At 74.7% G+C, this 13,459-nt stretch carries 20 protein-coding genes; 11 read left to right on the plus strand and 9 right to left on the minus strand.

Annotated elements, in window-relative coordinates; genetic code table 11:
• The first annotated feature begins 90 nt into the window (after nucleotides 1-90).
• On the plus strand, nucleotides 91-273 hold the full coding sequence (locus UXQ13_RS22995; RefSeq protein ID WP_225235275.1) for a DUF2795 domain-containing protein: 183 nt from the start codon (nucleotides 91-93) through the stop codon (nucleotides 271-273).
• 68 nt (nucleotides 274-341) lie between these two features.
• Here the strand turns inward: UXQ13_RS22995 and UXQ13_RS23000 are convergent, their stop codons facing one another.
• From UXQ13_RS23000 to UXQ13_RS23010, 3 genes are all read right to left on the minus strand, one after another.
• Nucleotides 342-563, minus strand: coding sequence for a hypothetical protein (locus UXQ13_RS23000; protein ID WP_225235276.1), 222 nt, complete (start codon nucleotides 561-563; stop codon nucleotides 342-344).
• An 87-nt stretch (nucleotides 564-650) separates the two neighbouring features.
• A complete protein-coding gene (locus UXQ13_RS23005) occupies nucleotides 651-839 on the minus strand; it encodes a YjzC family protein (protein ID WP_225235277.1) in 189 nt (62 codons plus the stop codon).
• A gap of 45 nt (nucleotides 840-884) precedes the next feature.
• Nucleotides 885-2,144: a M18 family aminopeptidase gene (locus UXQ13_RS23010; RefSeq protein ID WP_336393053.1), complete on the minus strand. Its 1,260-nt coding sequence runs from the start codon at nucleotides 2,142-2,144 to the stop codon at nucleotides 885-887.
• 60 nt (nucleotides 2,145-2,204) lie between these two features.
• Between UXQ13_RS23010 and UXQ13_RS23015 the strand changes: the two genes are divergently transcribed.
• From UXQ13_RS23015 to eutC, 4 genes are all read left to right on the plus strand, one after another.
• Nucleotides 2,205-3,296 carry a carboxylate-amine ligase gene (locus UXQ13_RS23015; RefSeq protein ID WP_336393054.1) on the plus strand — a complete coding sequence of 364 codons (1,092 nt, stop codon included), beginning with the start codon at nucleotides 2,205-2,207 and terminating at the stop codon, nucleotides 3,294-3,296.
• A 96-nt stretch (nucleotides 3,297-3,392) separates the two neighbouring features.
• A complete protein-coding gene (gene eat, locus UXQ13_RS23020; protein ID WP_225235280.1) occupies nucleotides 3,393-4,811 on the plus strand; it encodes an ethanolamine permease in 1,419 nt (472 codons plus the stop codon).
• Nucleotides 4,808-6,220, plus strand: coding sequence for an ethanolamine ammonia-lyase subunit EutB (locus UXQ13_RS23025; RefSeq protein ID WP_336393055.1), 1,413 nt, complete (start codon nucleotides 4,808-4,810; stop codon nucleotides 6,218-6,220). Before eat ends, UXQ13_RS23025 begins: the two co-directional genes overlap by 4 nt.
• The gene (gene eutC / locus UXQ13_RS23030; RefSeq protein WP_336393056.1) at nucleotides 6,217-6,945 is read left to right on the plus strand and encodes an ethanolamine ammonia-lyase subunit EutC; all 729 of its coding nucleotides are present in this window, start codon (nucleotides 6,217-6,219) and stop codon (nucleotides 6,943-6,945) included. Before UXQ13_RS23025 ends, eutC begins: the two co-directional genes overlap by 4 nt.
• On the opposite strand, the gene UXQ13_RS23035 is transcribed toward eutC, so the two are convergent.
• Nucleotides 6,905-7,231 (minus strand): hypothetical protein, encoded by a 327-nt coding sequence (locus UXQ13_RS23035; protein WP_225235283.1) that lies wholly within the window; start codon nucleotides 7,229-7,231, stop codon nucleotides 6,905-6,907. The two genes, eutC and UXQ13_RS23035, sit on opposite strands and share 41 nt — an antisense overlap.
• A gap of 47 nt (nucleotides 7,232-7,278) precedes the next feature.
• Between UXQ13_RS23035 and UXQ13_RS23040 the strand changes: the two genes are divergently transcribed.
• The 3 genes from UXQ13_RS23040 to UXQ13_RS23050 are packed head-to-tail and all read left to right on the plus strand — an operon-like array spanning nucleotide 7,279 to nucleotide 9,057.
• Entirely contained in the window at nucleotides 7,279-7,938 is a 660-nt protein-coding gene (locus tag UXQ13_RS23040) for a hypothetical protein (RefSeq protein WP_336393057.1), read from the plus strand.
• Nucleotides 7,939-7,990: 52 nt separating this feature from the next.
• Complete coding sequence (locus UXQ13_RS23045) at nucleotides 7,991-8,524, plus strand: dihydrofolate reductase family protein (protein WP_336393058.1); 534 nt, start codon at nucleotides 7,991-7,993, stop codon at nucleotides 8,522-8,524.
• Nucleotides 8,525-8,541: 17 nt separating this feature from the next.
• Nucleotides 8,542-9,057, plus strand: a complete 516-nt coding sequence (locus UXQ13_RS23050; protein WP_336393059.1) for a hypothetical protein — start codon at nucleotides 8,542-8,544, stop codon at nucleotides 9,055-9,057.
• A gap of 61 nt (nucleotides 9,058-9,118) precedes the next feature.
• On the opposite strand, the gene UXQ13_RS23055 is transcribed toward UXQ13_RS23050, so the two are convergent.
• Together UXQ13_RS23055 and map are read right to left on the minus strand one after the other, a co-directional pair.
• The gene (locus tag UXQ13_RS23055; protein WP_336393060.1) at nucleotides 9,119-9,454 is read right to left on the minus strand and encodes a hypothetical protein; all 336 of its coding nucleotides are present in this window, start codon (nucleotides 9,452-9,454) and stop codon (nucleotides 9,119-9,121) included.
• A gap of 145 nt (nucleotides 9,455-9,599) precedes the next feature.
• Nucleotides 9,600-10,376, minus strand: a complete 777-nt coding sequence (gene map / locus UXQ13_RS23060; protein WP_336393061.1) for a type I methionyl aminopeptidase — start codon at nucleotides 10,374-10,376, stop codon at nucleotides 9,600-9,602.
• Between the two features lie 35 nt (nucleotides 10,377-10,411).
• On the opposite strand from map, the gene UXQ13_RS23065 reads away from it, so the two are divergent.
• Entirely contained in the window at nucleotides 10,412-10,678 is a 267-nt protein-coding gene (locus tag UXQ13_RS23065) for a helix-turn-helix domain-containing protein (protein WP_225235290.1), read from the plus strand.
• Between the two features lie 13 nt (nucleotides 10,679-10,691).
• The gene (locus UXQ13_RS23070; RefSeq protein WP_336393062.1) at nucleotides 10,692-11,312 is read left to right on the plus strand and encodes a hypothetical protein; all 621 of its coding nucleotides are present in this window, start codon (nucleotides 10,692-10,694) and stop codon (nucleotides 11,310-11,312) included.
• On the opposite strand, the gene UXQ13_RS23075 is transcribed toward UXQ13_RS23070, so the two are convergent.
• The 3 genes from UXQ13_RS23075 to UXQ13_RS23085 are packed head-to-tail and all read right to left on the minus strand — an operon-like array spanning nucleotide 11,309 to nucleotide 12,725.
• The gene (locus UXQ13_RS23075) at nucleotides 11,309-12,172 is read right to left on the minus strand and encodes an NAD-dependent epimerase/dehydratase family protein (protein ID WP_336393063.1); all 864 of its coding nucleotides are present in this window, start codon (nucleotides 12,170-12,172) and stop codon (nucleotides 11,309-11,311) included. The genes UXQ13_RS23070 and UXQ13_RS23075 overlap by 4 nt on opposite strands.
• Before the next feature lie 8 nt (nucleotides 12,173-12,180).
• A complete protein-coding gene (locus tag UXQ13_RS23080; RefSeq protein WP_336393064.1) occupies nucleotides 12,181-12,555 on the minus strand; it encodes a dihydrofolate reductase family protein in 375 nt (124 codons plus the stop codon).
• Nucleotides 12,552-12,725, minus strand: a complete 174-nt coding sequence (locus UXQ13_RS23085) for a dihydrofolate reductase family protein (protein WP_336393065.1) — start codon at nucleotides 12,723-12,725, stop codon at nucleotides 12,552-12,554. Before UXQ13_RS23085 ends, UXQ13_RS23080 begins: the two co-directional genes overlap by 4 nt.
• A gap of 138 nt (nucleotides 12,726-12,863) precedes the next feature.
• Here UXQ13_RS23085 and UXQ13_RS23090 point away from each other — a divergent pair, with 138 nt between their 5' ends.
• Nucleotides 12,864-13,346 (plus strand): hypothetical protein, encoded by a 483-nt coding sequence (locus UXQ13_RS23090; protein ID WP_336393066.1) that lies wholly within the window; start codon nucleotides 12,864-12,866, stop codon nucleotides 13,344-13,346.
• The last annotated feature ends 113 nt before the right edge of the window (nucleotides 13,347-13,459 follow it).

Here is a 13,459-nt window from a genome sequence, read left to right on the forward strand (position 1 = left end):
CGACCACCCGCCTCACGCCTCCACGCCGGCGTCACCAACGTCATGACGAGCAACATCTAGCGCGCTCGGACGACCGGGTACCGGTTCGGCATGGTCAGCCCCATCGACATCCAGAAGGCCCTCGGTGGCATGGACTACCCCGCGACGAAGGACCAGGTCGTCCAACACGCGCAGGGCAACGGCGGCACCGAGGAGGTGATGGAGGCCCTGAAGGGCATCGACGACCGGGAGTACGACACTCCCGCGGCCGTGAGCAAAGCCGTCTTCGACTGAGACGGCCGGGCGCCGGCGCCGCCCCCGGTCGGAGGCGGCGCCGACGCCCTGCCGTCAGCTGCGTCGGCTCACGCCAGGCCCTCGTTGTGCGGCTCGATGCTCGCCGAGGGGTCGACCCCCTCGTCGGCGTCGGGGTGCACCCGGCCCTCGCCGGGGTCTGAACCGGTGCCTGCTGCGGTGTTGCGGGACGACCGTTCGGGGTCGGTCACGTCCGTCGTCGTGGGGGCCTGCCCGATGCGCTGGGCCGCCTCCCCGGTTCCGTGGGTCTCGAGATCGTCGGGCTGGGTCACGGTGTCTCCCCTCAGGCCTGGACGGTCCAGGCGTCCCGGATCCGTACCCGTCGACCTGAGCGGGGACGCACGGGATGTGGGCGGGGCTCAGTGCTGGCCGGCGGCCCGTTCGAGCACCCAGCCCTCGCCCCGGCACCCGTCGGGCAGCGGCGGGAAGCGGTGCCCCTTGACGTCGGTGGACTCGTAGGAGTGGTCGCCGTGCCCCTCGGTGCAGCGGTAGATGCCGCTGCGGGGCACGATCTGGCCGGGGTGGAAGGTCTGCTGGTCGGCTGCCATCCAGACCGGGTACCCGGGTCGCGGGCGCGGCACCCACCGCCGGACTCACCGCTCCTGCAGGCAGCTCGCGAAGGCCGACACCATGAGCGGGACGTCGGCGGCGGAGGCGAGCTCGCGGGCCGAGTGCATGGCCAGCTGCGGCGCCCCGACGTCCACCGTCGACAGGCCGAGCCGGGTGGCGGTCAGCGGGCCGATGGTGGAGCCGCAGGGCAGGTCGGCGCGGGTGACGAAGTGCTGCACCGGCACCCCGGCCGCCTCGCAGCGCTCGGTGAACCACCCACCCGACACCGCGTCCGTCGCGTAGGCCTGGTTGGCGTTCAGCTTGAGCACCGGCCCGCCGCCCAGCACCGGCTGGTGCGCGGGCTCGTGCCGGTCGTACCTCGTCGGGTGCACCGCGTGCGCCATGTCCGCGCTGACCAGCTTCGACGCCGCGATCGTCCGGGCGAACGCCTGCGGCTCCGCGCCCGCCAGGCGGCTGATGACGTCCTCCAGGAACGACCCCCGCGCGCCGGATGCCGACCCCGACCCGACCTCCTCGTGGTCGTTGCAGACCAGCACCTGCGTGTGCCGGGCGCCCTCGGCGCCCAGCAGGGCCAGCAGCCCCGAGTGGCAGCAGGCCAGGTCATCGAGCCGGGGCGCAGCGATCCAGCTGCCGTCGGCGCCTGCCCGCGCGGCCGGCTGGGTGTCGGCGAGCACCAGGTCGTGGCCCACCACGTCGGCCGCGGAGACACCGGCGTCGACCGCCAGCGCCTGCAGCAGGCCCGGCTCCGTGCCCAGGTCCGAGCCCCACACCGGCTGCAGGTGGCGCTGCGGGTCCAGGGTCAGGCCCTCCCGCACCGAGCGGTCCAGGTGGATCGCCAACGAGGGCAGCCGCAGCGGCGCACCGGGCAGCTTCACCAGCGTCGTCGTCCCGCCGCGGAGCGCGAGCCTGCCCGCCACCGTCAGCTCACGGTCGAGCCAGGTGTGCCACAGCCCGCCGCCGTAGGGCTCCACGCCGACCAACCGGTAGCCGGCCTGCCGGACGTCGAAGCGCGGGCGCACCTTGAACGTGGGCGAGTCGGTGTGCGCACCGATGATCCGCAGCCCCGCCTCGGGCACCGGGTCCGAGCCGACCCGCGCGGCCACCACGCTGGCACCGCGGACCGTGAACACCGCGTCGCCGGGGGACAGGTCCCAGGCGTCCGTCTCGGCCAGCTCGCGGAACCCACCGGCGACCAGGCGCCGGGCGATCTCCGCCGCCGCGTGCGAGGGGGAGGGCGAGGCGTCGACGAAGGCGCGGAGGTCGTCACCGAGGGTCAGATCCATGCCCAGCAGTCTCCCGTACCGTTCCCGGGCCACCCTCGCCCGATCTGACGGAGTACCCGCATGACCGCAACCACCCTCGGCGTCGAGGAGGAGTTCCACCTCGTCGACCCCGCGACCGGGGCCCTGGTGGCGAGCCCGGCGGTGGCCGACGCCGCCGTCCTCGGGCAGGCCGGCGAGCACGTGCAGCCCGAGATCAGCCAGACCCAGCTCGAGACCGCGACCGGGATCCTCACCACGCTCGACGGGGTCCGCGCCGCGCTGGTGCAGACGCGCGCGGAGGCCGTCGCCGCCGCGCAGACCGCCGGGCTGACCGTGCTGGCCGCCTCCACCCACCCCACCGCGGTGCTCGCTGAGCTGGTCCTCACCGACGCCCCGCGCTACCGCGTGATGGTGCAGCGCTGGGCCGGCCTGGCCACCGGGCAGGACATCTGCGGCACCCACGTGCACGTCGGCGTCGACGACCTGGACACCGCCGTCCACGTCATGGACCGCGCCCGGCCCTACCTCCCGCTGCTGATGGCGATGACCGGCAGCTCGCCGTTCCACGCCGGCGCCGACACCGGCTATTCCTCGTGGCGCACCGTCTGGTGGTCGCGGTGGCCGGTCTCCGGTCCGCCCGAGCCGATGGGGGACGCCGCCGGCTACCGCGCCATCGTCGCCGCCCTCGTCGGCACCGGCATGGTCCCCGACGGCTCCCAGCTCTACTGGGACCTGCGGCCCTCCACCCACGTGCCCACCGTCGAGTTCCGCATGGGCGACGTCTGCACGGACCTGGACGACGTCGTCCTGCACGCCGCGCTGTGCCGGTCGCTGGTCTCCGTGCTGGCCCGGGACGAGACGCCGGCGCCGGCCATCCGCCCCGAGGTGCTGCGCGCCGCCCGCTGGAAGGCCGCCCGCGCCGGGCTGTCCGGCGAGCTGGTCGACCCGGTGACCGGGCAGCTCATCCCCGCAGTCGACGCGCTGCACGGGCTGGTCGACCTGCTGGCCGACGACCTGGACTCCCGCGGTGAGCTCGCCGAGGTCCGTGCGCTGACCGCCCAGCTGCTGGCCCGCGGCACCTCCGCCGTCCGGCAGCGCCAGGTCCTCGCCCGCACCGGTGACCCCGGCGCCGTCGTCCGCGACCTGCTCCAGGTCGGCGGCACCGCGGTCTGACACGTTCCCGCGGGAACGTGCACTCGGAACGCGGCGGCATTGCCCCCGCAACACAGCAGGGCCACAGTGAGCGCCACCCGACCCCGGAGGCCTGCTGTGACCGCTGAACCCACCGCCCCACCCGAGACCGGGACCAGCGACTACCTGGCCAAGCGCCAGCTGCGCGGCGGCACCGCCGGCTGGACGCTGCTGGCCGGCCTCGGCGTCGCCGCCGTCATCTCCGGCGACTACGCCGGCTGGAACTTCGGCCTGGCCGAGGGCGGGTTCGGCGGACTGCTGATCGCCACCGTCCTGATGGGGATCATGTACGCCGCCATGGTCTTCGGGCTGGCCGAGCTGGGCTCGGCGCTGCCGACCGCCGGCGGTGGCTACACCTTCGCCCGCCGCGCACTCGGCCCCTGGGGCGGCTACGCCACCGGCGTCGCCGTCCTGCTGGAGTACGCCATCGCCCCGGCTGCGATCGCCACCTTCATCGGCGGCTACGTGGAGTCCCTCGGCCTGTTCGGCATCACCGACGGCTGGTGGGTCTACCTCGCCGTCTACGCGATCTTCATCGGCATCCACCTGATGGGCGTCGGCGAGGCGCTCAAGGTCATGATGGCCATCGCCGCGGTCGCCGTCGTCGGCCTGGTGCTGTTCCTGGTCGGGGCGATCCCGAACTTCGACGCCGCCAACCTGACCGACATCGTGCCCACCGATGCCGCCGGCGCCTCGGACTGGCTGCCCTTCGGCCTGCTCGGCATCTGGGCCGCCTTCCCCTTCGGCATCTGGTTCTTCCTCGCCGTCGAGTGCGTCCCGCTGGCCGCCGAGGAGGCCAAGGACCCGGCCCGCTCGATGCCCAAGGGCATCGTCGCCGCCATGGCCGTGCTTGCCACCCTGGCGATCCTGATGCTGGTCTTCACCACCGGTGCCGGGGGAGCGCAGCTGATCAGCGAGTCGGCCAACCCGCCGGTCGACGGGCTGCAGCCGGGCACCCTGCAGACGGTCGTGAACTACATGGGCCTGGTCGGCCTGGTCGCCAGCTTCTTCTCCATCGTCTACGCCTACAGCCGGCAGACCTTCGCCCTCTCCCGCGCCGGCTACCTGCCCAAGTCGCTGTCGGTGACCAACAACCGCAAGGCCCCGGTGCTGGCCCTGATCGTGCCGGGCATCGTCGGCTTCCTGCTCACCCTCACCGGCCAGGGCGCGACCCTGCTCAACATGGCGGTGTTTGGCGCGGCCGTGTCCTACGTGCTGATGATGGCCAGCCACATCGTGCTGCGCCGCCGCGAGCCCGACCTGGAGCGTCCCTACCGGACGCCGGGCGGCACCGCCACGACGTGGGTCGCCCTGGTGCTCGCCGTCCTCGCCGTGCTGGCCACCTTCCTGGTCGACCCGCTGGCCGCGGGCCTGACCCTGGTCGCGTTCGGCTTGTTCATGGCCTACTTCGCCTTCTACAGCCGGCACCACCTGGTCGCCTCGGCGCCGGAGGAGGAGTTCGCGGCACTCGCCGCAGCCGCGGACGACGTCCGATGAGTGCGCGCCGGGCGACGCTGGCCGGCCACACCTACGAGTTCCCGTCCCTGGTCGAGGTGATGGCCAAGGCCACCCCGGCGCGGTCGGGCGACGTGCTCGCCGGGTGCGCGGCGACCTCGGAGGCCGAGCGGGTCGCCGCCCAGACGGTGCTCGCCGACCTGCCGCTCACCACGTTCCTCGACGAGCAGGTCGTCGGCTACGAGGAGGACGACGTCACCCGGCTCGTCCTGGACACCCTGGACGCCGAGGCCCTCGCGCCGGTCCGCTCGCACACGGTCGGTGAGTTCCGGGACTGGCTGCTGGCCCGGGCCGCGGCCGCCGACGAGACCGCGATCTCCGGGCTGGCCCGCGGGCTCACCCCGGAGATGGTGGCCGCGGTCTCCAAGCTGATGCGCAACGCCGACCTGGTCGCCGTCGGCCGGCGGGCGCGGGTGGTCACCGGGCTGCGCTCGACCATCGGGCTGCCGGGCCGGCTGGCGTCGCGGCTGCAGCCCAACCACCCCACCGACGACGCGGTCGGGGTCACCGCCTCGCTGCTGGACGGGCTGCTGCACGGCAGCGGGGACGCCGTCATCGGGATCAACCCGGCCACGGATTCCCCGGCGCAGACCATCGCGCTGCTGGAGCTCATCGACGCGGTGATCAGCCGCTACGCGATCCCCACGCAGTCCTGCGTGCTGGCCCACGTGACGACGACGCTTCGAGCGTTGGAGCAGGGCGCCCCGGTGGACCTGGTGTTCCAGTCGGTGGCCGGCACCCAGGGTGGCAACGAAGGCTTCGGCGTCACCCTCGACCTGCTCACCGAGGCCCGGACGGCGGCGCTGGAGCTCAAGCGCGGGACCGTCGGGTCGAACGTGACCTACTTCGAGACCGGCCAGGGGTCGGCGCTGTCGGCCGGCGCGCACCTCGGCGTCGGCGGGGCGCCGGTGGACCAGCAGACCCTGGAGTGCCGGGCGTACGGGGTGGCCCGGCACTACGACCCGCTGCTGGTCAACACCGTCGTCGGGTTCATCGGGCCGGAGTACCTCTACGACGCCAAGCAGGTCATCCGGGCCGGGCTGGAGGACCACTTCTGCGGCAAGCTGCTGGGCCTGCCGATGGGCGTGGACGTCTGCTACACCAACCACACCGACGTCGACCCCGACGACACCGACACCCTGACGTTGCTGCTCGGGGCCGCCGGCTGCTCGTTCGTCATCGCCGTCCCGGGGTCGGACGACGTGATGCTGCACTACCAGTCGCTGTCGTTCCAGGACGTGCTCACCGCCCGCCAGGTGCTGGACCTGCGGCCGGCGCCGGAGTTCGAGGCCTGGCTGCAGAAGATGGACCTGGTGGACGACGCCGGCCGGGTCCGGGAGCTGACCGCCGACGCACCCCAGGCCCGCGCGCTCCTGGCGGCCGCGCGGTGAGCGACGCATTCGACGTGCTGCGGAGCGCCACCCGCGCCCGGGTGGCGCTGGGCCGGGCCGGCGACGGGTTGCCGACCGGCCGGCTGCTGGAGTTCCGGGCCGCGCACGCCGCCGCCCGGGACGCCGTCCACTCGCCGCTGGACGTCGCCCGCGTGACGTCCGACCTGGCCGCGACGGGCCTCGACGTCCTCGCCGTGGCCTCGGCGGCGCCGGACCGGGCGACCTACCTGCAGCGACCCGACCTCGGCCGCCGGCTGGCCGAGGGCACCGAGCTGCCCGGCGGTGAGCACGACCTCGCGCTGGTGGTCGCGGACGGGCTCTCGCCGCGGGCGGTCGAGGAGCACGCAGCCGGCACGGTGGCCGCGGTGCTGGAGCGGCTGGCCGGCTGGTCGGTGGCGCCGCTGGTGGTGGCCACCCAGGCCCGGGTGGCGCTCGGCGACCCGGTGGGCGAGGCGCTCGGGGCGCGGATCGTCGTCGTCCTCATCGGTGAGCGGCCCGGGCTGTCGAGCGCCGACAGCCTCGGGCTCTACCTGACCTTCGGCCCGCGGACCGGCCGGGCCGACAGCGAGCGCAACTGCATCTCCAACGTCCGGCCCCCGCACGGGCTGGGCTACGCGCAGGCCGCCGACACCCTCGCCGGGCTGCTGCTGGCCTCCCGTGAGCTGGGGGCCAGCGGCGTCGTCCTCAAGGACGAGGGGATGGCCCTGCCCCCGGGGGCGGGCTGACCGCCGCCCACCAGGTCTCGGTGACGACCACGACGAACCGACCGGCCAGGGCCACGCGCACGTCGGCCAGGAGGTGCGCGCCGAGCGCCAGGTAGTCCGGGTCGCCGTCACCGTCGATCGGCAACCGCTCCTCCGCGCAGGCCGCGGTGAACGCCTCGAGCCGGTCGACCAGCTCGGGCGGGAGCCGCAGGTGGTCCCCGGTCGCCGGGCGACCGTCGGTGTCCCAGAGCGGGCCGGCGCCGTGCTCGGGCCAGAACTCCAGGCGCGGCAGGTCGTCGCGGGTCACCGGCTGATCATGGCGGGTCGGTCCGCCGCGTGGCAGGTTCGACCGGCATGGGGACCGGACAGTTCACCCAGGCCGTGCAGGCGTCGTTCCCGGCCGGGATCACCCTCCCTGCCCCGCTCGCCGAGGCGCTGGACTGGCTGGACGAGCACGGCCACGTGCTGCAGACCCGGACCGGGCCGGTGGCGACGCTGCTGTCCCCGGCCGAGCGGGAGTCGTCGGTGGGCGCGGGCGGCGCCGCGTTCCACCCGGTGCCGGGCGACTTCGGGCACTGGTGGCTGGCCTCCGACGACACCCGGGTGACCGGCCGGCTGGCCGCCTTCGTGGCGACCGGCGCCGACGGGTCCGAGGCCGGGATCTGGGTCGACGACGCCGGCCGGCAGCAGTTCGTCCACCTGGGCTCGGGGTCCGGGTCGATCTGGTCGGGCGTGATCACCGCGGACCCGGTGGACTTCCTGCGGCTGCTGGCCGTCGGCTACGACGAGCTGTGCTGGCCCGAGCACCACGAGGTCGGGCCCGCCCAGGCATACGCGGACGAGGACGGCCCCGCCGGGGGCTGGGTGGCACCCGCCGCATTCCGCACCTGGCTGACCGGCCGGTTCGGCGTGACCGTCCCGGCCACCGCGCGCGAGGTGGTGCCCGTCCCCGACGACCGCGACGGCAACCGGGCCGACGACCCCTTCGGCGCCTGGCTGGACCTCGGCCGATGAGTCGACGCACCGCGCGGGGTCGAAGGGGCAGGACGAACGTGGAGGAGGAGCGATGCGCCGGGTGGTCGCGTACGAACTGGTGTCCCTGGACGGCGTCGCCGAGGCGCCGGACGAGTTCATCACCGGCTGGGACAGCGTCATGGACGACAACCTGGCCGCGGTCATCGGAACCCAGGACGCTGTGGTCCTGGGCCGGCGCAGCCACGACGAGTGGGCCGGGTACTGGCCGGGCAGCGACATCGAGCCGTTCGCGACCTTCATCAACGGCGTCGCCAAGTACGTGGCCACCTCCACCCCGCTGACCACCGACTGGCCGGGCAGCACGGTCATCGAGGGCGACCTGGCCGCCTTCGTCCGCGACCTGCGGCAGCAGCCCGGCGGCGACGTCGGCGTGCACGCCAGCATCTCGGTCACCCAGGCTCTGCTGGCCGCCGGCCTGGTCGACGAACTGCGGCTGGTCATCTCGCCGAACATCGCCGGCCGCGGCCGCCGGCTGCTCGAGGGTCTGCCGGCGATCGCCATGGAGACACTGCGCACCGCGCGGACGCCGACCGGTCACCTGCTGGTGGACCTGCGACCGGCCTGAGCTGGCACGCTGCCGGGGTGGCCAACAACGCACTGTCGACGGTGACGGTCTGGTCGCCCGACCCGGCGGCGCTCGGCCGGGTACAGGCGCAGGTGGCTCCGCGGGGAGCCTCCCGGCGGGCACCGGCGTCCGCGTTCTCGCTGGAGGCCGTCGTCCCCTCCGGTATGGATCCGGCCGCCTGGGACCGGCAGCGGGCCGTCGAGCTGTGGGGCACCGCCCGGCCCGAGACCGACGCGACCCTGGAGGAGGTCGGCCCCGACCGGCTGGTCTACCGGCTGGCCACCGCGTACGCCCCGCCGTACGCCGCGCTGCAGGCGCTGACCGCCGCCCACCCCGACGTGGTCGTGCACGCGGTGACCACCTGCGAGAGCGAGTACGCCAGCACGGCCTGGTTCGTCCGCGGCACCGTGGTCGGCGAGGAGGAGCGCGAGCTGGACCTCACCGACGAGCAGTGGGAGGAGTGGGACGGCGAGTGGGACCTGCCGGCTTCCTGGTCCTTCGATGCCGCCCGAGCCCGCGACCTCGGCGAGTGACACCTGAGGGGGCACGGGCGTCGTCCGGCGCCCGCTCAGCTGTCGCTCGGCGGGCGCCGGGTCAGCCCTCGCCGCTGCCCGACGACCGTCGCCGCAGCCGGGCGACCTGGTTGCCGACGGCCGTGGCGACCGGGTCCACGAAGCGCCGCCGCTGCCAGCTGGCGCGCTGGGCGAGCCGGCCGCGGGGGGTGGTGGGCTCGGGCACGACCTCGAGCGAGCCCTCGCCGGGTGCCGGCTCGGAGGCCACGGCTTCCGCCCGGGCGTGCAGCCGGGCCCGGACGTCGTCCGGGGTGTAGGCGCGGCGCTCCCGCTCGTCCCGGGCCAGCACGACACCGGTGGCGGCCACCCCCGCGATGCCGGCGACCCCGAGCAGCTTCCCCACCGTGGCCAGACGCATGACGGGCACGGTAGCGGTCGCGGCCCGGCCCTCCTCGGCTGCGGCCTGGGTCAACCCGCCGCAGCGTCCCTCCCACCAGGGTGTGGCCTCGACGGAGGGGAGGCAGGGTGGGTTGACCCAGGCTGCAGCAGCTCGGCCGGGCGGCTCAGCGCTTCGAGGGCAGGGTGAGGACGTCGACGCCGTCCTCGGTCACCACGACGGTGTGCTCGTTGTGCGCGGTGCGGCAGCCGGTGGCGCTGCGCAGCGTCCAGCCGTCGTCGTCGGTGACCAGCTCGTCGGTGTCGACCATGACCCACGGCTCCAGCGCCAGCATCAGGCCCGGGCGCAGCTTGTAGCCGCGGCCGGCCCGGCCGTCGTTGGGCACGTGCGGGTCCTGGTGCATCGTCGTGCCGATGCCGTGCCCGCCGAACTCGGTGTTCACCGGGTAGCCGGCCCCGGTCAGCACGCCGCCGATGGCCGCGGAGATGTCGCCCAGCTTGACCCCGGGCCCAGCGGTGGCGATCGCGGTGGCCAGCGCCCGCTCCGTGGTCTCGATCAGCCGGACGCTCTCGGCCGGGCGGCTCTCGCCCACGACGAAGCTGATCGCGGAGTCCGCGGCCACCCCGCCGAGGATCACGGCCAGGTCCAGGCTCAGCAGGTCGCCGTCGGCCAGGGCGTAGTCGTGCGGCAGGCCGTGCAGCACGCCGTCGTTGACCGAGGTGCAGATGTAGTGGCCGAACGGCCCCCGGCCGAAGGACGGCGCGTAGTCCACGTAGCAGGAGGTGGCCCCGGCGCCGAGCATGATCTCCTTCGCCCACTGGTCGATCTCCAGCAGGTTCGTGCCGACGGTGCTGCGCTCGCGCAGCGACTGCAGGATGTCGCCGACCAGCGCGCCGGTGTCCCGGGCGCGGGCGACCTGGGTGGGGGAGAGGATCTCGATCACGCTGGCCATGTTATCCCGGTACTAGTATCCCGGTCATGGTCAGGTTGCCGCTCACCCCGGACGAGATCGAGCGTGGACGCCGGCTGGGCGCGGTGCTGCGCCGGGCCCGCGGCGACCGGCCCATGCTGGACACCGCGCTCGCCGCAGGTGTCTCGCCCGAGACGCTGCGCAAGATCGAGTCCGGCCGGGTGGCCACGCCCGCCTTCTCCACCATCGCCGCCATCGCCGGGGTGCTCGACCTGTCGCTGGACGAGATCTGGGCCAGGGCCAACCGACCGGCGGACGCGTCGCTGGCCTCCTGACTAGGTTGGCCCGGTGCTGACGCTCGATGCCGCAGGGGACCTCACCCGCACCGGCGACGTCTGGTTGTTCCGGGGCGCCTCGGTCGCCGACCGGGCCATCCAGACGCTGACCAACGCGCCGGTCAACCACGTCGGCATGGCCGTGGTGCTCGAGGACCTGCCGCCGCTGCTCTGGCACGCCGAGCTCGGCCGCTCGCTGCCCGACGCCTGGACCGGCACCCACCAGCGCGGGGTCCAGCTGCACGACCTGCGCGACGCGGTCTCGGTCTGGCGGCAGAAGTACGGCCAGCGCGCCTGGCTGCGCCAGCTCGTCGGCCCGGCCCCGGACGGCGGCGTCACCCCCGCCATGGAGGACGCCGTCCTGACGACGATCGCGCGGCTGGACGGCCGGCCCTTCCCGACCACCCGCGGGCTGGTCCGGGGGTTCGCCAACGGCCTGGTCGACCGGCGGACGAACGCCGAGACGGTGTTCTGCGCCGAGCTGGTCGCCGCCACCTACACCGCCATGGGCCTGCTGCCCGGCGACCGGCCGCTGAACTCCTACGACCCCGGCAGCTTCTGGTCCGGAGACCGGCTCGAGCTGGTCGGTGGCCAGCTCGGGCCGGAGGTCGCCGTGGACGTGCCCAGCCGCTAGCCGAGCGAGGACAGGGTGTCGGTGAGGGTGGCCTCGACGGGGGTCCAGCCGAGCTCGCGGCGGGCCTTGTCGCCGGTGGCCTGCTGGTCGAGCAGCAGCGCGCCGCCGAAGGCACCCAACCGCTCGGTCGTGTCGGCGTCGGAGGTGCCGACCGCCCGCACCCCGGCCGCCGCGGCGATCTCGGCGACCGTCGGGTTGTGGCCGTTCACGCCCAGGAAGGTGCTGCCGGCCGCGCCGTGGACCAGCGCCAGGGAGTAGAGCCGACCCAGGTCGGCGGCGTGCACGGTGGTCCAGTGCTGCTCGCCGCTGCCGGGCAGCAGGACTGCGCCGTCGTCGTCGGTGGGCCCGCCGAGCACCGCGGCGGTGATGCCGGCGACCTGCCCGTCCTGCACCGCGTAGACGATGCCGGGCTCGACCAGGATGCCGCGCACGCCGTCGCGGCCGGAGGTCACCCGCTCGTCCAGCGGCTGGCGCCAGGCGGTGAGCTCGGGGGCGTCGCGGGGCGTGTCCTCGTCGACGGTGCCCGCACCGTGCACCCAGACGCCGCCGGTGTGCACGTAGGGCTTGCCGCTGCCCGGCAGCGCGCCGAGGACGGCGTCGAGGAACGCCGCGTCGACGTCGGCGCTGGTGGCGTCGCCGGGGGAGGCGGTGTGGATGACCCCGTCGGCGGCCGCGGCCTCGCGGGCCAGCAGGTCGGCGTCGGTCAGCCCACCGCGGACCGCGGTGGCGCCCGCGGCCTCGACGGCCGCCGCGGAGGAGTCGCTGCGGGCCAGCGCCCGCACGGTGTGTCCGTCGGCCAGCAGGGCCGCGAGCACGGAGGAGCCGACGAGTCCGGTACCACCGGTGAGGAAGACGTCCATGTCCGGCCTCAAGTCGTTGCGGGCCGGGACGATTCCCTGACCCGGTAGGTGGTCTGCACCATGCCGCCGCCCAGGACCTCGGTGGACACGTGCTCCAGCGGGACGTCGGCCGGCAGCGGGCCGAACAGGCTGAACCCTTCGCCGATCAGCACCGGCACCCGGGACAGGGTCAGCGTCTGCACCCGGCCGCGGGCCAGCAGCTGACGCACGGTGGCCCCGCCGTCGAGGTAGACCCGGGCGTACCCGGCGGCGTCCAGGGCCGCGACCGCCTCGTCGAGCGTGCGGTGCACGGTGACCCGGGGGTCGGCAGCCGGGTCGAGGGTGGAGCTGACCACGTGCACCGGCTTGCCCTGGTAGGGCCACTCGGCGTGCGGGGCGATCACCCGGTAGGTGCCCGGCCCATCAGCAGCGCGTCCACCGAGGCGACGAACGGGGTGAAGCCGGCGTCGCCGGCCTCGGCGCCGCGGGACTCCAGCCAGCCCAGGTCGTCGTCGGGGCGGGCGATGAAGCCGTCGACGCTCATGCCGAGGAAGACGTGTCCGGTGAAGGCCATGACCCGACCCTGGCACGGACCTCCGACAGTTCCCGGTCCTCGACGGACCATGCGCAGCGGGCCGACCTCCCCACCCCGACGGGGGAGACCAGGTCGGTTGGGCACCACCTATCCCGGGCGGGTGCCGAACAAGGGGACATGACCTCGCTGCTCACCCCCGCCGGCACGGAGACGTCCCTCGACGCCGCGCTGCTGCCCGGCCCGACCGCCCTGCACCACCGTCTCGAGGACCGCCTCGGCACGGTGACCGAGCACCCGGCGTGCCTCGTCGTCGTCGGCCTGCTCCGCAAGGACACCGGCTGGCCGCTGGCCTCCGGTGCCCTCACCACCGTCACCGCGCTGCTGGCCGGTGCGCTGCGCGACGACGACTGGCTGGCCCGCGAGGACCACACCGAGTTCGCCGTCGTGGTCAACGGCGGTGCCGCCGCCGCGGACGCCGTCGCCGCGCGGTTGACCGGTGTCGTCACCGGCGCGATCACCGGGCTGCACGCCTGTGCGGGCGTCGCCACCCTCGAGGAGGGTCTGACCGCCCACGAGGTCGAGCGCCGCGCCGTCCTGTGCCTGGACGCCGCCCGGCACCGCGGCCCGAACGCCGTCATCCACTACGCCGGGACGCGCTGACCGCGCCCGGCCCACCGACCCCGCCGGCACCGGGGTGCCCCCCACCCCCGGTGCCGGCGGTTCATCCGACAGCGACCCATGCCCTCGACTCGAGGGGGCGGGTCGGGTCGTCG

Source organism: Klenkia terrae (assembly GCF_037083865.1).
Classification (GTDB): Bacteria; Actinomycetota; Actinomycetes; order Mycobacteriales; family Geodermatophilaceae; genus Klenkia; species Klenkia terrae.